Here is a 19,669-nt window from a genome sequence, read left to right as displayed (position 1 = left end):
TACAGCCCGCGTTAAACGCCAACTGTTCATTATTTCCGCCTTGAATCAAGGCTTCGCAGCAGCGATCACTTCCGCGGCCACGCGCTCGGTCGCATCCGGAATGGCAACGGCTCGTGCCTGTTCCGCCATTGCTAACAGCGTCGGTCGATCCCACTGCTGTAGCAGGCTGCTCACCGCGGAAGCAGTAAACTGCGGCTGCTCGATAATTTTGGCGGCACCGGCTTTTTCCAGCGGCAACGCATTCCAGTACTGCTGACGATCTTTATGTTGGAAAGGCACAAAAATCGCGGGTAAACCGGCGGCAGCCACTTCGCTGACCGTCAACGCGCCTGAACGGCACACCACCACGTCAGCCCAGCTATAGGCCGCAGCCATATCATCGATAAACTCGACGATTTTGTGCTGCGTCTGTCCGGCCTGTTGGTAAGCCTGCTCGACTTCAGCCAACGCACCTTTACCCACCTGATGCCATAAGGTGATTTTATCGCCCAGATCCGCCGCCACCTGCGGCATGGTTTGATTCAGCACGCGCGCACCCTGACTCCCCCCGATCACCAGCACACGCGTCGCCCCTTCACGACCGGCTAAACGTTCAGCCGGCAGCGGCAATGCCAATACGTCTGTACGAACCGGATTGCCAACCACTGCTGCGTGAGGAAATGCGCCAGGGAAAGCCTGCAATACTGTTTTGGCAATACGCGACAGCCAACGGTTGGTTAAACCTGCGATACCATTTTGCTCATGCAAAACTACCGGAACACCGTTCATCCACGCCGCCAGACCGCCGGGGCCAGAAACATAGCCGCCCATTCCCAGCACCACATCTGGCTGGTAATCACGCATGATTTTCCGCGCCTGACGAATGGCACGATAGATGCGCAACGGAGCAGTCAGTTGAGCTTTCAGCCCTTTGCCACGCAAACCGGAAATCTGAATAAAATCGATCTCAATGCCGTGTTTGGGGACCAAATCGGCTTCCATGCGATCGGCGGTGCCTAACCAACGCACCTGCCAGCCCTGCGCCATCAGATGATGCGCAACGGCCAAACCGGGGAACACATGTCCACCGGTTCCGCCTGCCATCACCATTAAACGCTTGGTTTTCCCACTCATCGGGCACTCCTTACGAACGCCTGGGCTTTCGCCAAACGCGTTTCAAAATCAATACGCAGCAGTAAAACTATGGCTGTTGACATAATCAACAGACTGGAACCACCGTAACTTATCAGGGGGAGTGTCAGACCTTTGGTCGGTAACATCCCAGCCGCAGCCCCAACGTTAACCAACGCCTGGAAACTAAACCAAACGCCGATTGAACAGGCCAAAAAGCCGGAAAACCGCTGATTAATCTCTAACGCACGACGCCCAATGGACATCGCGCGAAAAGCGACGAAGAATACCATTAACAGGGCTAAAACCACACCGAAATAGCCGAGTTCCTCCCCTAAAATCGCGAAAATAAAGTCGGTATGTGCTTCCGGCAAATACTCGAGTTTTTGCACCGAGTTACCTAAACCTTGCCCCCAGAACTCCCCGCGGCCAAACGCCATCAGAGACTGAGTGAGCTGATAACCGCTGCCAAAAGGATCTTCCCACGGGTTCCAAAACGAAGTAACCCGGCGCATACGGTAAGGCTCGGCAATGATTAGCAGACAAACTGCAAAAATCCCGGAGCCGATAATCGCCAGGAACTGCCACATTTTGGCTCCGGCTAAAAACAGCATCGCCAGCGTAGTAATAAACAGTACCACCACGGTGCCCAAATCCGGCTGAGCCAGCAGTAGCACTGCCAGTATTACCATCACGCCCATCGGTTTGCAGAAGCCCCAGAAGTTACTCCGTACTTCTTCAACCTTGCGCACCAGATAACTGGCCAGATAGCAAAACAGCGAGAGTTTAGATAATTCCGCCGGCTGAATACGCAACGGGCCGATGGAAATCCAGCGGGATGCACCGTTAACCGAGCTACCGACTACCAATACAATTAGCAGCATCACGATGGACAGCAGCAGCATAATGTTGCTGTAGCGCTGCCAGATTTCCATCGGAATACGTAGCGTGACCAGCGACAAACCAAAGGCCAAACCGAGGTAGAGCGCGTCACGCTTGGCGAACAGGAAAGGATCGCCCGCCAAACGCTGACCGATAGGCATTGATGCCGAAGTCACCATCACAAAACCGATGATGGCTAAACCAAAGGTCAGCCACAGCAAGGTTCTGTCATAAAGCACCATACTGGTGGCGTCGCTCTCCCGCGATCCCATGACCCAGTGCTTTAACTTATTAAACAGCCCTAGCCCCAGCATACGCATCAGCCCAGTTCCTCCGCCAGACGGGCAAATTCGGTGCCCCGTTGTTCAAAACTGCGGAACTGATCCAGACTGGCGCAGGCAGGTGATAACAGCACCATATCGCCGCTTTTTAGCGTCTGTGCCAGCAATTTCATTGCCTGTTCCATGGTTTCAGTCAACTGAGAGACTTCCGGTCTCAACTGCGCTAACTGCTCGCCGTCACGGCCGAAACAATAGACTCGGACTTTGTCACCCTGTAGAAAACGGGTCAGACCGGAAAAATCAGCGGATTTACCGTCGCCACCCAGCAGTAAATGCAGAGTGCCATCGACGTATAGCCCGTCCAGCGCCGCTTCGGTGCTGCCAACGTTGGTGGCTTTGGAATCGTTAATCCAACGCACCCCGTTGTTTTCAAACACCAATTGGAAGCGATGTGCCAGCCCTGCGTAGGTGGTCAGTGCTTTTAAGCTCGATGAACGAGGGATCCCCGCCACATCAGCCAAAGCCAGCGCCGCCAACGCATTGGTATAGTTATGTCGGCCTGTCAGCTTCATTTCGCGGGTGTTCAGCACTTTCTCGCCGCGAACCCGCAGCCAGACTTCGCCCTGCTGTTTATTCAGATGGTAATCGCCCACATCAACGCCAAAGCTAATGCAGCGGCTATCGGCTCCGCGTACCGGCATGGTTAGCGCATCATCGGCGTTTACCACACAGGTTTTGGCATTTTCATAAATACGCAGTTTGGCGGCGCGATATTGTTGCAAACCAAACGGATAGCGATCGGTATGATCTTCCGTCACGTTCAAGACGGTCGCGGCGGTGGCGTGCAGACTTGAGGTGGTTTCCAGTTGGAAGCTGGATAATTCCAGCACCACCAACTGATTTTCCTGCTTCAGCAAGGTCAGAGCCGGAACGCCGATATTGCCACCGACGCCAACCTGCCAGCCTGCGGCTTTCGCCATCTCACCCACCAGCGTAGTGACCGTGCTTTTACCGTTAGAGCCGGTAATCGCAACGATCTGCGCCTGATTTTCACGGCAAAACAGTTCAATATCACCGACGATTTCAACGCCAGCTTCCGCCGCCTCACTCAACGCCGGATTAGCCAGCGCCATACCTGGGCTGGCAACGATTAAATCGGCGTCTAACAGCCATTGCTGATTCAGATCGCCCAAATGTCGCTCCAAACCGGCAGGAAGCTTATCCAGACCCGGTGGATTGATGCGGGTATCCATAACGCGCGGCGAAACGCCCCGCGTCATAAAGAAATCAACGCAGGAGAGGCCGGTTAGCCCCAGCCCAATAATGACAACTTTTTTACCCTGATAATCCACCATAATTACCGCACCTTCAGCGTCGCTAGGCCAATCAGGACCAGCATCAGCGAAATAATCCAGAAGCGCACAATCACGCGCGGCTCAGGCCAACCCTTCAGCTCATAATGATGATGAATCGGTGCCATACGGAAAATCCGCTGACCACGAAGCTTAAAGGAGCCAACCTGTAGAATCACTGACAGGGTTTCCACCACGAATACCCCGCCCATAATCAGCAACAAGAATTCCTGACGCAGCAATACGGCGATGGTGCCTAATGCGCCGCCCAGCGCCAGTGAGCCGACATCGCCCATAAAGACCTGTGCCGGATAGGTGTTGAACCATAAGAAACCTAATCCGGCGCCGACGATGGCGGTACAGACGATCACCAATTCACCGGAATGACGCAGATAAGGAATGTGCAAATAGTTGGCAAAGTTGACGTTACCCGTCGCCCAGGCCACCAACGCGAAGCCCGCAGCAACAAATACCGTTGGCATAATGGCCAAACCGTCCAAACCGTCGGTCAGGTTAACGGCGTTACTGGTCCCGACGATCACGAAGTACGCCAGTAGAACGTACATCAGCCCCAACTGGGGCATCACATCTTTAAAGAACGGCACCACCAAGAGCGTTGCCGGGGTGTCTTTACCGATGGTGTACATGGTAAAGGCGGCGGCCAGCGCGATCACCGACTGCCAGAAGTACTTCCAGCGGGCGATCAGTCCCTTGGTATCCTTGCGAACCACTTTGCGGTAATCATCGACAAAACCGACGATTCCGTAGCCCACCAGAATAAACAGTACGCACCAGACGTAAGGGTTAGACGGATAAGCCCACATTAATACCGAAATGGTAATGGAGAACAGAATCATCAGCCCGCCCATGGTTGGCGTGCCGCGTTTGCTGAAATGTGACTCCGGGCCATCGTTACGTACAACCTGACCGATTTGCAGCTTCTGCAAATAAGCAATCAGGCGTGGCCCCATCCACAAGGAGATAAACAGAGCGGTCAACAGACTGACGATGGCGCGAAACGTCAAATAGGAAAAAACGTTAAAACCGGAATAGAATTTGACCAGATATTCAGCCAGCCACACTAACATGATGCTTTCTCCTGTAACGCCTGCACAACACTTTCCATGGCAGCACTACGTGAACCTTTAATTAATACGGTGATAACTTGATGTTCGGACAACAGGGCCGCCAAACGAGCCGTCAACGCGCTCTTATCTTGAAAATGCTCGCCGTTACCGCTGGCGTGACTGATGAGCTGACTTAATTTCCCCACGCTCAACACTTTATCCACTCCAGCCAGACGGGCAGCTTCACCCACCTGACGGTGACAATCTTCTGCGGTTTCACCCAATTCGGCCATATCACCCACCACCATTACGCAGTAACCGGGCATATCGGCCAGAACCTGCGCCGCGGCGATCATGGAACCCACGTTGGCGTTATAAGTGTCATCTAGCAGCAGCTTTCCTTCGGCCAGCGAAATCGGGAATAAACGCCCTTTTACCGCTTGCAACTGAGATAAACCCTGACGCACCGCATCGACATCTGCACCGACCGACATCGCGAGGGCCGCGGCAGCCAAAGCATTGGCGATGTTATGGCGACCCGGTAACGGCAACGACACGGCTACATTGCCGAAAGGCGAATGCAGAGTGAAATCCATACCTTGCTGATGAATGCGCACATCGCTGGCATAAAAATCAGTGTCTTCACCGGCCTGCGGTGAAAAACGCCAAACCTGCTTGTGAGCCAGCGTGGACTGCCAATGCGGCCAGTCATGACTGTCAGCGTTAAGAATGGCAATACCTTTGGCTGGCAAACCGGCAAAGATTTCACCTTTCGCCTGCGCAACGCCCGCCAGTGAACCAAAGCCTTCCAGATGAGCGGCAGCCAGATTGTTCACCAATGCGGCTTCCGGGCGGCTTAAATCCGTGGTGTAGGCGATTTCGCCAATATGGTTCGCACCCAGTTCAATCACCGCAAAATCATGTTCTGGTGTTAAACGCAGTAATGTCAGCGGCACACCGATATCGTTGTTAAAGTTACCGGAGGTATACAACACGTTGCCACACTGACGCAGAATCGCTGCGGTCATCTCTTTAACCGAGGTTTTACCGGAAGAACCGGTCAACGCGACGACTCTGGCAGGCACTTGCTGACGAACCCAAGCGGCAAACTGCCCCAGAGCCAGACGGGTGTCTTTCACCACGATCTGCGGAACATCCACCAATAAGCGCTGACTTACCAACAACGCCCCAGCACCTGCGGCAACGGCTGCTTCAGCAAAATCATGAGCGTCAAAACGCTCGCCTTTCAGTGCCACAAACAGGCAACCTGCCGTCACCTGACGCGTATCGGTGGTCACTTCGGTAATCATATCGTCGTTACCGACCAGCTCAGCATTAAGCTGCTCCGCGAGGTATTGCAGGGAAACGGGAATCATGCGACCCCCCCCAGCAAACGGGCAACGGTAATACGGTCGGAATAATCCAGACGACGGTTGCCTACCAGTTGGTAATCTTCGTGACCTTTACCGGCCACCAAAACCACATCTTCTTCTTTGGCCTGCATAATCGCGCTGGTTACCGCTTCGGCGCGGCCATGAATTGCCAGCGCACGGCCCGCATCCATCAAACCGCGAAGAATATCAGCCACGATAGCCTGCGGCTCCTCGCTACGCGGGTTATCGTCGGTCACGACAACGCGATCGGCCAGCTGTTCTGCAATGGCTCCCATAAGTGGGCGCTTACCTTTGTCACGATCGCCGCCGCAGCCGAATACGCACCACAGTTGACCTTTGCAGTGCAGGCGGGCCGCCGCCAAAGCTTTTTCCAACGCATCCGGTGTATGAGCGTAATCAACGACTACCGTAGGTTTACCTGGAGCGTTAAACACTTCCATACGACCACAAACCGGCTGGAGCCTAGGTGCAGCAGTTAACAACTCCGCCAATGGATAACCCAGCGCTAACAAGGTCGACAGCGCCACCAGCAGGTTACTGACGTTAAATGCGCCCATTAGGCGGCTTTCCAACTGACCTTTACCCCAACTGGAGTCAAAAGAAATCGTAGCGCCGTTATCGTGATAATCCACGTGAGTGGCAGACAGCCAAGGACCGTTCCAGCCCTGCGGCACTTTATCTTCCATGCTGACGGCAACCGCCTGAGGCAACTGGCTCAGCCAGCGTTGCCCGACGTCATCGTCAGCATTGATAATTTTGTGTTCGGCCTGATGAGTGGAGAACAGCAGCCATTTAGCCGCTTCATAGCTCGCCATGTCGCCGTGGTAATCCAGATGGTCGCGGCTCAGGTTGGTAAACACGGCGGCGGCAAACGGCAGCGCTGCCACGCGGTTTTGCACCAGTCCGTGAGAAGAAACCTCCATCGCGGCCACTTTAGCGCCCTGTTCAACCAGAGAATGCAAAATCTGTTGCACATCAACCGCTGAGCCGGTGGTATTTTCTGTCGGCACAACCTGTCCCAGCAGCCCGTTACCCACGGTACCCATCACTGCACTGCTCTCCCCCAACGCCTGAGTCCATTGCGCCAACAGCTGCGTAGTGGTGGTTTTACCGTTGGTGCCAGTGACGCCAATTAAGCGCAACGCCGCGCCCGGCTGTTGGTAAAACTGGCCTGCCAGTTTGGATAAATGTTGATTCAGATTGCTCAGATAAATCACGGGAACGCCGTGCATTTCCGTAATGCTGGCATCTGGTGCTACGCCTTCGGCTTCAGCAATCACGGCGGCAACGCCCTGAGCAATAGCCTGCGGAATATAGCGCCGCCCGTCCGTCTGGTAGCCGACAACGGCGACAAACAGATCCCCGGCAGCCGCCACGCGGCTGTCTAATGTCATTTCCCGTAGCGCACGCCCCGGGACGTCAAGCCCCCAAGGAGCGAGTAAGTCGCGCAAATTACGATCTGCCACCTGAACCCTCTTTTTTATTAATTACTAATTCGCTTTTATCACTGGTCGGTAACGCGTCCGGTTCAACGTTCATGGTACGCAAAACGCCGCCCATAATTGCGCCAAATACCGGAGCAGAAACCGCACCGCCGTAATATTTCCCGCCCTGCGGGTCATCAATGACCACAACCAGAGCAAATCGAGGGTTGCTTGCCGGCGCGACGCCGGCGGTATACGCAAGATATCGGTTCACGTATTTGCCGTCCGGTCCGACTTTCTTCGCAGTACCGGTTTTAATCGCAATACGATAGCCTTTAATCGCAGCTTTGGTGCCCCCGCCGCCCGGTAACGCTACGCTTTCCATCATATGAACCACGGTGCGAACAATGGGCTCAGGGAAGACGCGCTCACCGGCAACCGGTGGGTCAACTTTGGTAATCGACAACGGGCGATAAATACCCATACTGCCGATCGTTGCATAGACTCGCGCTAACTGTAACGGCGTTACCATTAGCCCGTAGCCGTAAGAGAAGGTGGCCCTCTCTATGTCAGACCACCGTTGTTTTTTAGGATATAAGCCACTGCTTTCTCCGACCAACCCCAAATTGGTCGCTTTCCCAAACCCAAAACGTGAGTAAGTATCTACTAACGCTGAGGATGGCATCGCTAACGCCAGCTTAGAAACACCGACGTTACTCGACTTCTGTAGAATCCCTGTCACCGACAGCTCTGCATAACGCGCCACGTCTTTGATCTGATGGCCGTTAACAAAGTACGGCAGAGTATTCAATACGCTGTTTTCTTTGATAACGCCGTGCTGCAATGCGGTCATCACCACCATAGGCTTAACCGTAGAGCCCGGCTCGAAAATATCGGTAATTGCCCGGTTACGCATGGCTTCTTTCGGCGTACCGGTTAGGTTGTTCGGGTTGTAAGAAGGGCTGTTGGCCATTGCCAGCACTTCGCCGGTGTTCACATCCACCAGCACTGCGGTTCCTGATTCAGCTTTGTTGAACGCCACCGCATTGTTCAATTCGCGATAAACCAGCGCTTGTAGGCGTTCATCGACGCTCAGCGCCAGATTATGTGCCGCCTGACTATCCACAGAGGAGATATCTTCGATCACCCGACCATAGCGGTCTTTACGCACCGTACGTTCGCCCGGTTGACCGGTTAGCCAGCGATCGAAGCTTTTCTCAACCCCTTCAATTCCCTGACCATCGATATTGGTCACGCCGATGATATGCGCCATAACCTGCCCCGCAGGGTAGTAGCGGCGGGATTCCTGACGCAGATAGATACCCGGCAATTTCAACTTATGGATATAGTCACCAATAGCCGGATTGACCTGACGCGCCAGATAAACAAAGCGACCTTTCGGATTCGCGTTAATGCGGGAAGCCAACTGATCGAGAGGGATTTCCAGCGCGTCGGACAGGGCTTTCCAGCGCGTATCCAGCGTAATTCCGCCACGTTCCTGCAGTTCTTTCGGATCGGCCCAAATGGCATTCACCGGAACACTCACCGCCAGAGGTCGCCCGGCTCGATCGCTTATCATGCCGCGAGCGGTAGGTACGGATTGAACCCGCAGCGAACGCATGTCGCCTTCCCGTACCAATTTGTCTGGATTGATCACTTGCAGGTAGGCAGTGCGTAGCATCAGCCCAACCAAAGCCAGTAAAATACAGCCGCACAGCAATGCAAAACGCCAGCTTATAAAGCTGGCTTGTTCTTCCTGCCGTTTCAACTTACCGGGGCGCGCTGCTTTCATGCGTTACCTTGGCTACTCCGAGTCATGGTGAGTGCAAATTTAATCATTGTTTAACCACAATGTTTTCTTGTGCTGGATCAACGTGCTGCATTTTTAACTTATCAGTAGCGATACTCTCGACCCGGCTGTGATCGCCCAAGGCGTTCTCTTCCAGAATCAGGTTACGCCACTCGATGTCCAGAGCATCACGCTCCAGCACCAGCTGCTCACGTTCGGCGGTCAGCAACCGGGTGCGGTGAGCGGTTGTCACCACTAACACCGCAGAGATCAACACCGCAACCAGCAGAATCAATGGAATCTTGGCATTACGGAGTAAATCTCCGCCAATGACCCCTACCAAGCCGTGGCGTTCGTTGCCTATCACGCGTTAATCCTCTCTGCAAAACGCAGTACGGAGCTACGCGCCCGTGGGTTTTCCGCAACTTCCGCGTCGGAAGGCATCATTTTCCCTACGGATTTCAAATTACGTCCGCCCAGACTCTGTAACTGCTCCTCCGTTAACGGCAGACCGGCAGGCACTTTCGGCCCACGGCTTTGGTTACGGATAAAGTTTTTAACAATACGATCTTCAAGGGAATGGAAACTGATGACGGAGAGACGACCACCGGGAGCTAATACTTCCAGCGCACCTTCCAATGCTCGTTCGATTTCTTCCAGTTCGCTGTTGATATAAATGCGAATCGCCTGGAAACTGCGGGTGGCCGGATGCTTGTGCTTTTCGCGGAATGGGCTGGCGTTAGCAATCAAATTAGCCAGCTCAGTGGTGCGAGTCATCGGCTGGGTCAGGTTGCGCTCAACAATGGCGCGAGCCAGACGTTTGGCAAAGCGCTCTTCACCAAAGGTTTTCAATACCCAGGCAATGTCGTCAGCGCCAGCTTTCATCAACCACTCGGCGGCAGAAATGCCACGCGAAGGATCCATGCGCATATCCAGCGGCCCGTCACGCATAAAGGAAAAACCGCGTTCTGGATCGTCTAACTGCGGTGAAGAAACGCCCAGGTCCAACAGTACGCCATCGATCTTCCCGACTAAGTCCAATTCCCGCACATAATCTGCTAATTCAGAAAACGGACCGTGTACGATTGAGAAACGCGGATCGGTAATGGATTTCGCTGCTTCAATAGCTTGCGGGTCGCGGTCAATTGCTATCAAACGCCCTTCCGGCCCAAGTTGAGACAGAATCAGACGTGAATGGCCACCACGACCAAAAGTTCCGTCGATATAAATGCCGTTACTGCGAATGTTCAGGCCGTTAACTGCCTCATCCAGCAGCACGCTTGTGTGCTTATAATTATCTACCATGCTTATAGCGATAAGTCCTGTAGCCGCTCAGATAAAGGTTCCTGAGTCGACTGTTGTGCGTCTATGTCATCCTTGACTTGTTGATACCAGGTCTGTTCATCCCACAGTTCAAACTTGTTGAACTGCCCAACCAGCATCACTTCTTTACTCAGCCCGGCGTGTTGACGCAGCGTATTTGCAATCAACAAACGCCCGGAACCATCCATCTGGCATTCGCTAGCATGCCCCAACAGCAAACGCTGAATACGGCGCTCGGCAGGAACCATGCTCGACAGACGAGAAAGTTTTTGTTCAATGATTTCCCATTCGGGCAAAGGATAAAGCAACAGGCATGGTTGGTGAAGGTCGATAGTGCAGACCATCTGTCCTCGCGATTCCTCGTTCAGCAAATCCCGATAACGGGTAGGTACGGCAAGCCGCCCTTTGCTGTCGAGGTTAACCATCGTTGCCCCACGAAACATCGTTGAGTCACCCCTTCATGGCCTTATTTGCCACTTTATCCCACAAATCCCCACATTAAAGAGTTTACGGATGGTATGAAAACCTTGTCAAGCCAGAGCAGATGCGGTTTGGCAATATTTATGGGTGTATTTTGAGATATATCTTGTAGAAGGGGCGTTTTCAGCAAGTAGCGTGGAAATTAACGTCATGATAAACGGGCTATTTTTCCGCCGGATGATTTTACTGATTAAATAACGATTAATTTAGCAATTAATTGTCACATTAATTCCTTCTGCAAGGGATGTCTCATTTCCAGTATAAAAATTGCACAATGCAAAATATTAGGAATTAGGCCTATCTCCCGCAGTGACTGGCTGCGCCGGGGAATGTTAATGCAGAACATTCCTGCGGATAATCTTCGTAAATAATACCCATTAAAATTACCAGGCGTTCACCGTGGGCGCATTTTACTTCAATTACTCAGAGGAATATGAATCTATTTTGAAATAAATTATTAGCCGCTGATTACCCGCCGCTTTTTAATAAGAGAATGCATCTTAAGAAAAGTCCCAAATTAGTAGCGCAGCGCCAATGTATTTTTCCCGCCTTTCAATATGGCTATTAAGCGCTAATCAAATTCCCCATTGACGCTTAAAACCACCAGCGAACTTAATTCATTGTTTTTAAATAATAAACACTCAACCCTCCGCGTAATTCACCATAAAAAAGTCTTTACAGGTCAGTTGGAAGTATAAAAATCAGACAAATGTTAAAAATAGAAATTTTCAGCTAGTTATATTAAACAAAGCAGTCATGTAAACTACAGTAAAAACAAAACACCAAATAATACCCCATAAACCAACAAAAAATAGAAACATACCACCAATAATAGCTGTGCATATTTAACCTATTAACGGATTTTCCCCCAATCTGGGAGGTAATGACGATGTTTTCTACTGATTCTCGCTTACGTAGCGCCGTTGCAGATACCTTTGCTCTTGTGGTGTATTGCTTTATCACCGGTATGGCGATTGAAATACTGATTTCAGGTATGACCTTTGAGCAGTCGCTTTCTTCACGCTTGCTTTCCATACCGGTTAACATCCTGATTGCTTGGCCTTACGGCATGTATCGGGACAGTTTTATCCGTTTCGCTCAACGATGCGCGGGACAACATTTTTGGGCGAAAAATCTGGCCGACCTACTGGCCTACGTCAGTTTTCAGTCTCCGGTTTACGCCATTATTCTGTGGACGGTCGGTGCAGATTTCCAGCAGATCGTCACGGCAGTAGCCAGTAATGCGGTCGTTTCTATGGTTATGGGCGTGGCCTACGGCTATTTTCTGGAATATTGCCGCCGCCTGTTCCGCGTAGCCGGGTACGTGTGAGACAAGCATTGAAGTAACAGCGACAAATATGATTCGGGCACCGATTAAGGTGCCCGATTGCATTTTAGCGAAAGTATTCAGCGCGTTATTTGCGGCTTAAACTACCGCGACGGAACAGATTACGACGAATACGCGTCAAGCCCGGTTTCGGTTTATGCGGTTCATCCAGACTGGCCAGCACCAATTCCAATACTCTTTCCGCCACGTCACGGTGACGCTGCGCCACCGCCAACACTGGGCATTCCAGAAAATCCAACAGCTCATTATCACCAAAGGTGGCGATAGCCAGATTGGTGGGCAGGCGGCCACTTTGCTGCAAAGTGACATCCAGCACGCCTTGTAGCAATTGAAAGGAAGTGGTGAACAACGCCTGCGGCATTGGGTGAGTTTTCAGCCATTCGGCAAACTTCACTCCGGAAGCTTCCCGCTCATAGCTATTTGCATACAGATAATCCACTTTACGCGGATCGTCCTGCCAGGCCTCGCGGAAACCCTGTTCACGTAGGAAGCTCACCGAAAGCTCCGGTAAAGCACCGAGATACAGAACGGATTCCGCAGGGAAAGTGCGTAGCTCTCGCGCCAGCATCAAGGCATCGTCCTGATCGGCCCCCACAACGCTAATAAAGTGCTCGCGATCCAACGCTCTATCTAACGCAATGATAGGTAAGGGTTTATCTACCCAGCGTTGATAAAACGGATGTTCTGGCGGCAGCGCCGTCGAAACGATAATCGCATCAACCTGACGTTGTAACAGATGCTCAATACAACGCATCTCGTTATCAGGCTGATCTTCAGAACAGGCGATCAAGAGCTGATAGCCGCGCTGACGCGCCTGCCGCTCAAGATAATTCGCAATACGTGTATAACTGGTATTTTCAAGATCCGGAATCACCAGACCAATGGATCGGGTTCTGCCCGCGCGCAAACCTGCCGCTACGGCATTAGGGTGATAATTGTGTTCACGTACCACAGCCATCACTTTTTCTACTGTTTTATCGCTGACCCGGTACTGCTTCGCTTTGCCATTAATGACATAACTGGCCGTTGTGCGCGAAACACCCGCGAGACGCGCGATTTCATCCAGTTTCACGTTAACCCCTTATAAACCCTGTAAAGTTATGAAAAGCAGATCTGTCTGCCGGGTTTTATATACATAATTTAACTATGGATATAACCCATGATAGATCTAACCGCAGAACACTCCATTGAGCAACCGCTTTCACCTTAGGATGTCACTATCAGGCTTAAAAATGCAAAAAAAAAGCTCTGCTTCAAAGCAGAGCCTCAGATTTATCTCGTTTATATGCCTGATTTCGGCTTAACGCATAATTTTTTCACCGCGAGAAACGCCAACAATGCCGGAGCGAGCAACTTCAACAATCTCAGCCACTTCCCGCACCGCATTAAGAAATGCGTCCAGTTTGTCGCTGGTTCCCGCTAATTGAACGGTGTACAGCGTCGCGGTAACGTCAACGATCTGGCCGCGGAAAATCTCGGTGCAACGTTTGATTTCTTCACGTCCGTAACCGCTAGCCTGTAGTTTCACCAACATGATTTCGCGCTCAACGTGCGCACCGGGCACCAGTTCGCTGACTCTCAATACGTCCACCAGCTTATGCAGTTGTTTCTCAATCTGCTCCAGTACTTTTTCGTCACCCACGGTTTGGATGGTCATACGGGACAGAGTTGGATCGTCTGTAGGTGCCACGGTCAAGCTTTCAATGTTATATCCGCGCTGCGAAAATAGGCCGACAACCCGAGACAACGCCCCTGATTCGTTTTCCAATAATACTGATAAAATCCGGCGCATCATTAGGTCCTCTCCGTTTTGCTTAACCACATTTCGTCCATACCGCCACCGCGAATTTGCATCGGGTAAACGTGCTCAGTTTCATCAACGGTGACATCCACAAATACCAGACGATTGGTTTCGGAAAGCAGCGTTAATGCTTCGGCCAGTTTTGCCTCCAGCTCGCCTGGGGTACGAATGGCGATCCCGATATGTCCGTAGGCTTCAGCCAGTTTGACAAAATCAGGCAGAGATTCCATATAGGATTGCGAATGGCGGCCAGAGTAAATCATATCCTGCCATTGTTTCACCATGCCCAGATAACGGTTGTTCAGGTTCAGCACCAACACCGGCAGGTTATACTGCAATGCCGTCGATAACTCCTGAATATTCATTTGGATACTCCCGTCACCGGTTACGCAAACCACGGTTTCATCCGGTAACGCCAGCTTGACGCCCAGCGCCGCCGGTAGGCCAAAGCCCATGGTTCCCAAACCGCCAGAGTTGATCCAACGGCGCGGTTTATCAAACGGATAGTACAGTGCAGCAAACATCTGGTGCTGCCCGACATCAGAAGTCACATAAGCATCACCTTTGGTCAAACGATGCAGAGTTTCAATTACCGCCTGAGGCTTAATACTGCCGCTTTCTTTGTTGTAACCCAGGCAATCACGAGCGCGCCATTGTTCGATAGACTGCCACCAATCGCGAAGCGCATCGAAATCCTGCGCACAGTCGATTTGTGTCGCCAGCTCCAGCATTTGCTTCAGCACCTGTTTGGCGTCGCCAACAATAGGAATATCGGCATTTACCGTTTTCGAAATAGAAGTTGGGTCGATATCAATATGCAGAACAGTGGCATTCGGACAATATTTAGCCAAATTATTCGTAGTACGATCATCGAAACGTACCCCTACGGCAAAGATCAAATCCGCGTTGTGCATCGCCATATTGGCTTCAAAAGTACCGTGCATTCCAAGCATGCCTACGCTTTGGCGATGTGTCCCTGGGAAACCACCTAACCCCATTAACGACGTCGTCACCGGAAGATTCAGTTTCTCTGCCAGAGTGAGCAATTCTTCGTGGCAGGCGGCGTTTATCGCCCCACCGCCCACGTACATAATGGGTTTTCTGGCAGCCAGAATGGTTTGCAATGCGCGTTTAATCTGCCCGCGATGGCCTTGTACCGTTGGATTATATGAACGCAGGCTAACTTGCTCTGGATAGGCATAAGGCAGTCTCAGCGCCGGGCTGACAATATCCTTCGGCAAATCAATCACTACTGGACCAGGGCGTCCACTTGAGGCCAGATAAAAGGCTTTTTTCAGCACGGAAGGAATATCTTCGGTGCGCTTAACCAGAAAACTGTGTTTTACCACTGGACGGGAAATACCGACCATGTCGCATTCCTGAAAAGCATCATAGCCAATGAGCGAGCTAGGCACCTGCCCTGACAGCACCACCATTGGAATAGAATCCATATAGGCTGTAGCAATCCCGGTTATGGCATTGGTCGCACCGGGGCCGGAAGTCACCAGCACAACCCCGACTTCGCCCGTGGCACGAGCATAGCCATCGGCCATGTGTACTGCACCTTGTTCATGACGAACCAGAATATGATCGATTCCCCCAACCGTGTGCAGGGCATCGTAGATATCAAGTACGGCCCCGCCGGGATAACCGAATACATGTTTTACGCCCTGATCGATTAACGATCGGACCACCATCTCGGCTCCTGACAACATCTCCATGGTTTTGCCTCCGGGCTTAGTTTTACTTTTTTGGACAACAGAAAAACATTTCTACGTCGTCCTGTAGGAAAGGCACGAGGCCCAACTCTGGTTATTTTTCGAATAGGATTAATTAACATAACGTCAGAATTTCTAGCAGGCAAACGGCAAATCAGGTGCTAAGAGGAGGTTCAATCTGTGACACGCTGTATTCATTAATTTTACAAAAATAAAACACTAGCAAGACCGTACATTTTGTCGGGATTGTGTCGGAGGGTGAATCAATAACAGAACTAAATGAGGTAATGACTTTTGCCGGAATATTGAGCAAAACCGTGATTCGCGCTACAAGAACGATGGGAAGAGCAAGCTGGCGTCAAAAAACACCAAGCCCCGCGTGCTACACCTGGTTTCCAGATGCTGCCCGCAGGGCTTGTAGATAACCATCGCTCATCCGATTAATGGGTCAGCATATTAATCACGATACATAGAATCAATCTCAAACTGATAGCGTTGAGAAATAATTTTGCGACGCAGTTTAAGCGTTGGCGTCAACTCGCCAGACTCCATTGAGAAAGCCTTTGGCAACAGCGTAAAGCGCTTTACCTGCTCAAATTTCGACAACTCTTTCTGCATATCTTTCAAACGCTGTTCAAACATTTCCACAATGTGGCTATGACGCAGCAGTTCCAGACGATCGTGATATTTTAAATTGATCGATTTGGCATATTCTTCCAATGATTCGAAACAAGGCACGATCAATGCAGAGACGAATTTGCGCGTATCGGCGATCACGGCAATTTGCTCTATAAAACGATCCTGACCCAAGGTGCCTTCGATCATCTGCGGAGCAATGTATTTGCCCCCCGATGTTTTCATCAAATCTTTCAACCGTTCGGTGATAAACAGGTTACCTGCGCTATCAATGGCACCCGCATCGCCGGTTTTTAACCAGCCGTCTTCAGTAAAGGTCGCCGCCGTTTCTCCCGGCTTATTCAGGTAGCCACGCATCACTATTGGCCCACGAACCTGAATTTCATTTTCCGCGCCGAGACGCACTTCAATACCCGGCAACGGCTTGCCGATTGAACCAAAGCGGAAATCATTTTCTTCCCAGCAGGAAACCGTAGCGCAGGTTTCCGTCATGCCGTAGCCATATTTGATATTGATTCCAATGGACTGGAAAAACAAAATGATATTGTCATCTAGGCGCGCACCGGCTGCCGGTAAAAATCGCACGCGACCACCGAGCACATTACGCAACTTTTGCAGCACTAAGCGATCGGCCAAAGCGAACAAACGATCGGAAAACCATGAGGATTTGCGTGCTTCCTGCTGACGGCGGAATTGTTTCTCACCGCAACTTACCGCCCAGTGGAACAACGCCCGGCGATGCGGTTTGGCTTGCGCGACTTTCTCATGAATCGCCGAAAAAACCTTTTCATAGAAACGAGGAACGGCACACATGACGGTTGGGCTAACGGCCTGCATTGCCTGACGAACCCAGTCAGTATTACTGATGTAGACATTTTGCGCGCCGGTATGCATCACGTAGAAACTCCACGCGCGCTCAAAAACGTGAGAAAGCGGCAGGAAACTCAGGGAAACATCATCGGTAGTTAGCGTTAAGCGCTCATCATGCAAATATAGCTGCGCCGCCATATTACGGTAGTCCAGCATCACCCCTTTAGGTTCACCGGTGGTTCCCGAGGTATAAATTAGGGTAAACAGATCGTCTAAATCACAGCTATCGATACGCATATTCAGCAAAAACTGCAGTGTTTCATCGGGAGCGATGTCGAATGAAGCAAGGTGCTGAGCATACTCGCAGCCACGTAAATCAACCGTCGGATCCAGCGCTACGATAGTTTCCAACTGCGGACACAGGCTTTTCAGCGTTATCGCCACATCATACTGCGACTGCTCACCGACAAACAGAATGCGGATATCGGCGTCATTGACGACAAAGGCCGCCTGCGCCGACGTATTGGTCGCATAAAGTGGAACGCTGATCGCACGGATTTGCAAAATAGCCAAATCAACTAAAGACCACGCCATGCTGTTATTAGCAAAAATACCCACTTTGTCCTGCACCGCTACACCTTTAGACAGCAGCGCAGCAGAAATGCGTTGAACCTGATGGCCTACTTGCTGCCAGCTAAGTTGAGTTTCTGCTGCGGGAGACCACTGGCGGAAGGCCGTCTGATCAGCACGATGTTTAATTTGCTGATGCAATCGACGCACCAAGTGGTATTGCTGCAATTTATCTATCATAGAAATGCTGCCCAGGGTTGAAATAAAAAAATGTAGTGAATACGTAAAGCATAGGATGAAGCTCCCCTTTGACCAAAGTTTCGGCTTACAGGTGTTCACTTTTTTCGCGCAGTCTACTCACTCTTAGCCCTATGGCAAACAAATTTCGGCGTAAGAATGTGAGGTGAAACTGATTTAACAGCGGATTTCAGTGAAATTGGTGAGGTCTATCCCAAATGGCAGACTGGCATCTGAGGGAAATATTGCGAGAATAAACACAGAATAACGGAGATAAAATTTTAATGAGTGCCGCTACGTAACAAAACTACTGAGGTACATAGTACCCCAGTAGTAACACCGCCAGTAGCCGTTAATAAAGTTTAAATTGAAAGGCTAAATTGGCTTAATAAGGCTTTCATCCACTGATGACCTTTATCGCGATCGGTAGATTCATGCCAGGTTAGATAACAGGCTCGTGTAGTATTCGCCCAAGGTAATTCAATAAGTTTTAGCTTAGATTCCTCACTACATATATTAATTAACCAGCGAGGAACAATAGCCACGTAATTTGTTTTAGATACAACGTTAAGAACGCTATTCATATCCGTGCTTTCATAGGAAATAGTATGGGACAAGTCATTAGCCTCATAATAGTTCTTGCTAAATGAACCCACTTTATCCAAAGAATCCACGGCGTGTTGCTCTTCAAAAAGTTGCTCTGAAGTAATAGATTCGTTTATTCGCGGATGATCTTTTGAAACAGCCAATACCAATTCATCATTAAATAAAAGTGTGCGTTTAAATTCAGGCCGTTCAAATTCGGTATAACCGATCACAAAGTCGGTTTTCTGATAGCGCAACTGATGTTCAATATCATCATTTAAGTATGACTTAATTGATAACTGTACGTGTGGGCCGCACTGTTTTACTCGCCCCACTATTTCGGCGGTAAGGCGAACATCAAGCGGACTACAAATGGAGAGATTAAACAAACGTTCGCTACTTTTTGGCTCAAACCCAACGCCGGGCAATTCATTATGGACCAATTGTAATGCCTGGCGAACCGGTCCAAACAGCTGTTTGGCTCGGACTGTCGGCTGAATACCTCGACCGCTACGGAAAAAGAGTTCGTCATCAAACATCAGCTTTAAACGAGCTACGGCGTTGCTGACCGCCGGTTGTGACATCCCCAAAGATTGCGCCGCGCGGGTCACGTTCTGCTCTTGCATAACGGCATCAAAAACCGTGAGTAAATTAAGATCAACGCTACGCAAATGGACATCAAACGATTCTTTTTGAGTTACTGGATTTGCAGTTACCAAGTTGTGTTCAGACATGCTTAACTCCACTAAGCTTTATGCAGATGGTTCTATTAGGTGTATGACTATCTTTTAACAGCAGTAAGTTAATTACTGATATATTAGATGTCTCACAATTAATATAACCAATGATCTCAATTGTTATC

At 50.7% G+C, this 19,669-nt stretch carries 16 protein-coding genes; 1 reads left to right on the top strand and 15 read right to left on the bottom strand.

Annotated elements, in window-relative coordinates; translation table 11 throughout:
• Positions 1-45 precede the first annotated feature (45 nt).
• Genes murG through mraZ form a run of 10 tightly spaced genes read right to left on the bottom strand, consistent with a single transcriptional unit; the run spans position 46 to position 11,065 of the window.
• Complete coding sequence (gene murG, locus PL78_RS14020; protein ID WP_064516422.1) at positions 46-1,113, bottom strand: undecaprenyldiphospho-muramoylpentapeptide beta-N-acetylglucosaminyltransferase; 1,068 nt, start codon at positions 1,111-1,113, stop codon at positions 46-48.
• Complete coding sequence (gene ftsW, locus PL78_RS14015) at positions 1,110-2,312, bottom strand: cell division protein FtsW (RefSeq protein ID WP_049598811.1); 1,203 nt, start codon at positions 2,310-2,312, stop codon at positions 1,110-1,112. Before ftsW ends, murG begins: the two co-directional genes overlap by 4 nt.
• The gene (gene murD, locus PL78_RS14010; protein ID WP_064516421.1) at positions 2,312-3,628 is read right to left on the bottom strand and encodes a UDP-N-acetylmuramoyl-L-alanine--D-glutamate ligase; all 1,317 of its coding nucleotides are present in this window, start codon (positions 3,626-3,628) and stop codon (positions 2,312-2,314) included. The genes ftsW and murD overlap by 1 nt, the downstream gene beginning before the upstream one ends.
• A 2-nt stretch (positions 3,629-3,630) precedes the next feature.
• A complete protein-coding gene (gene mraY, locus PL78_RS14005; RefSeq protein WP_049598817.1) occupies positions 3,631-4,713 on the bottom strand; it encodes a phospho-N-acetylmuramoyl-pentapeptide-transferase in 1,083 nt (360 codons plus the stop codon).
• Positions 4,707-6,068, bottom strand: a complete 1,362-nt coding sequence (gene murF, locus PL78_RS14000) for a UDP-N-acetylmuramoyl-tripeptide--D-alanyl-D-alanine ligase (RefSeq protein WP_064516420.1) — start codon at positions 6,066-6,068, stop codon at positions 4,707-4,709. Before murF ends, mraY begins: the two co-directional genes overlap by 7 nt.
• A complete protein-coding gene (gene murE / locus PL78_RS13995) occupies positions 6,065-7,552 on the bottom strand; it encodes a UDP-N-acetylmuramoyl-L-alanyl-D-glutamate--2,6-diaminopimelate ligase (RefSeq protein WP_064516418.1) in 1,488 nt (495 codons plus the stop codon). The genes murF and murE overlap by 4 nt, the downstream gene beginning before the upstream one ends.
• Positions 7,539-9,302, bottom strand: coding sequence for a peptidoglycan glycosyltransferase FtsI (locus PL78_RS13990; protein WP_064516417.1), 1,764 nt, complete (start codon positions 9,300-9,302; stop codon positions 7,539-7,541). The genes murE and PL78_RS13990 overlap by 14 nt, the downstream gene beginning before the upstream one ends.
• Before the next feature lie 43 nt (positions 9,303-9,345).
• Positions 9,346-9,666, bottom strand: coding sequence for a cell division protein FtsL (ftsL, locus tag PL78_RS13985; RefSeq protein ID WP_064516415.1), 321 nt, complete (start codon positions 9,664-9,666; stop codon positions 9,346-9,348).
• Entirely contained in the window at positions 9,663-10,604 is a 942-nt protein-coding gene (rsmH, locus tag PL78_RS13980; RefSeq protein WP_064516413.1) for a 16S rRNA (cytosine(1402)-N(4))-methyltransferase RsmH, read from the bottom strand. The genes ftsL and rsmH overlap by 4 nt, the downstream gene beginning before the upstream one ends.
• 2 nt (positions 10,605-10,606) lie before the next feature.
• A complete protein-coding gene (mraZ, locus tag PL78_RS13975; RefSeq protein WP_064516409.1) occupies positions 10,607-11,065 on the bottom strand; it encodes a division/cell wall cluster transcriptional repressor MraZ in 459 nt (152 codons plus the stop codon).
• Between the two features lie 926 nt (positions 11,066-11,991).
• Here mraZ and PL78_RS13970 point away from each other — a divergent pair.
• On the top strand, positions 11,992-12,432 hold the full coding sequence (locus PL78_RS13970) for an L-alanine exporter AlaE (protein WP_064516406.1): 441 nt from the start codon (positions 11,992-11,994) through the stop codon (positions 12,430-12,432).
• 85 nt (positions 12,433-12,517) lie between these two features.
• Here the strand turns inward: PL78_RS13970 and cra are convergent, their stop codons facing one another.
• The 5 genes from cra to leuO all read right to left on the bottom strand — a co-directional run bounded on the left by cra (position 12,518) and on the right by leuO (position 19,541).
• A complete protein-coding gene (cra, locus tag PL78_RS13965; RefSeq protein WP_064516402.1) occupies positions 12,518-13,522 on the bottom strand; it encodes a catabolite repressor/activator in 1,005 nt (334 codons plus the stop codon).
• 228 nt (positions 13,523-13,750) lie between these two features.
• Positions 13,751-14,242, bottom strand: a complete 492-nt coding sequence (ilvN, locus tag PL78_RS13960; RefSeq protein WP_049599104.1) for an acetolactate synthase small subunit — start codon at positions 14,240-14,242, stop codon at positions 13,751-13,753.
• A gap of 2 nt (positions 14,243-14,244) precedes the next feature.
• Complete coding sequence (ilvI, locus tag PL78_RS13955) at positions 14,245-15,972, bottom strand: acetolactate synthase 3 large subunit (protein WP_064516400.1); 1,728 nt, start codon at positions 15,970-15,972, stop codon at positions 14,245-14,247.
• A 453-nt stretch (positions 15,973-16,425) separates the two neighbouring features.
• On the bottom strand, positions 16,426-18,225 hold the full coding sequence (locus PL78_RS13950; protein WP_064516399.1) for an AMP-dependent synthetase/ligase: 1,800 nt from the start codon (positions 18,223-18,225) through the stop codon (positions 16,426-16,428).
• Positions 18,226-18,584: 359 nt separating this feature from the next.
• Positions 18,585-19,541, bottom strand: coding sequence for a transcriptional regulator LeuO (gene leuO, locus PL78_RS13945; RefSeq protein ID WP_064516397.1), 957 nt, complete (start codon positions 19,539-19,541; stop codon positions 18,585-18,587).
• Between the last annotated feature and the right edge of the window lie 128 nt (positions 19,542-19,669).

The sequence above is a fragment of the Yersinia entomophaga genome, assembly GCF_001656035.1.
Lineage (GTDB): Bacteria > Pseudomonadota > Gammaproteobacteria > Enterobacterales > Enterobacteriaceae > Yersinia > Yersinia entomophaga.
Note: the sequence above shows the minus strand (reverse complement) of the source record. Positions and strands in the feature narration are given on the sequence as shown.

What these genes read in the sequence shown, in the direction of transcription:
- murG (WP_064516422.1), bottom strand. Translation starts at nt 1,113, where the DNA reads ATGAGTGGGAAAACCAAGCGTTTAATGGTGATGGCAGGCGGAACCGGT.
- ftsW (WP_049598811.1), bottom strand. Translation starts at nt 2,312, where the DNA reads ATGCGTATGCTGGGGCTAGGGCTGTTTAATAAGTTAAAGCACTGGGTC.
- murD (WP_064516421.1), bottom strand. Translation starts at nt 3,628, where the DNA reads ATGGTGGATTATCAGGGTAAAAAAGTTGTCATTATTGGGCTGGGGCTA.
- mraY (WP_049598817.1), bottom strand. Translation starts at nt 4,713, where the DNA reads ATGTTAGTGTGGCTGGCTGAATATCTGGTCAAATTCTATTCCGGTTTT.
- murF (WP_064516420.1), bottom strand. Translation starts at nt 6,068, where the DNA reads ATGATTCCCGTTTCCCTGCAATACCTCGCGGAGCAGCTTAATGCTGAG.
- PL78_RS13990 (WP_064516417.1), bottom strand. Translation starts at nt 9,302, where the DNA reads ATGAAAGCAGCGCGCCCCGGTAAGTTGAAACGGCAGGAAGAACAAGCC.
- rsmH (WP_064516413.1), bottom strand. Translation starts at nt 10,604, where the DNA reads ATGGTAGATAATTATAAGCACACAAGCGTGCTGCTGGATGAGGCAGTT.
- mraZ (WP_064516409.1), bottom strand. Translation starts at nt 11,065, where the DNA reads ATGTTTCGTGGGGCAACGATGGTTAACCTCGACAGCAAAGGGCGGCTT.
- PL78_RS13970 (WP_064516406.1), top strand. Translation starts at nt 11,992, where the DNA reads ATGTTTTCTACTGATTCTCGCTTACGTAGCGCCGTTGCAGATACCTTT.
- ilvN (WP_049599104.1), bottom strand. Translation starts at nt 14,242, where the DNA reads ATGCGCCGGATTTTATCAGTATTATTGGAAAACGAATCAGGGGCGTTG.
- ilvI (WP_064516400.1), bottom strand. Translation starts at nt 15,972, where the DNA reads ATGGAGATGTTGTCAGGAGCCGAGATGGTGGTCCGATCGTTAATCGAT.
- PL78_RS13950 (WP_064516399.1), bottom strand. Translation starts at nt 18,225, where the DNA reads ATGATAGATAAATTGCAGCAATACCACTTGGTGCGTCGATTGCATCAG.
- leuO (WP_064516397.1), bottom strand. Translation starts at nt 19,541, where the DNA reads ATGTCTGAACACAACTTGGTAACTGCAAATCCAGTAACTCAAAAAGAA.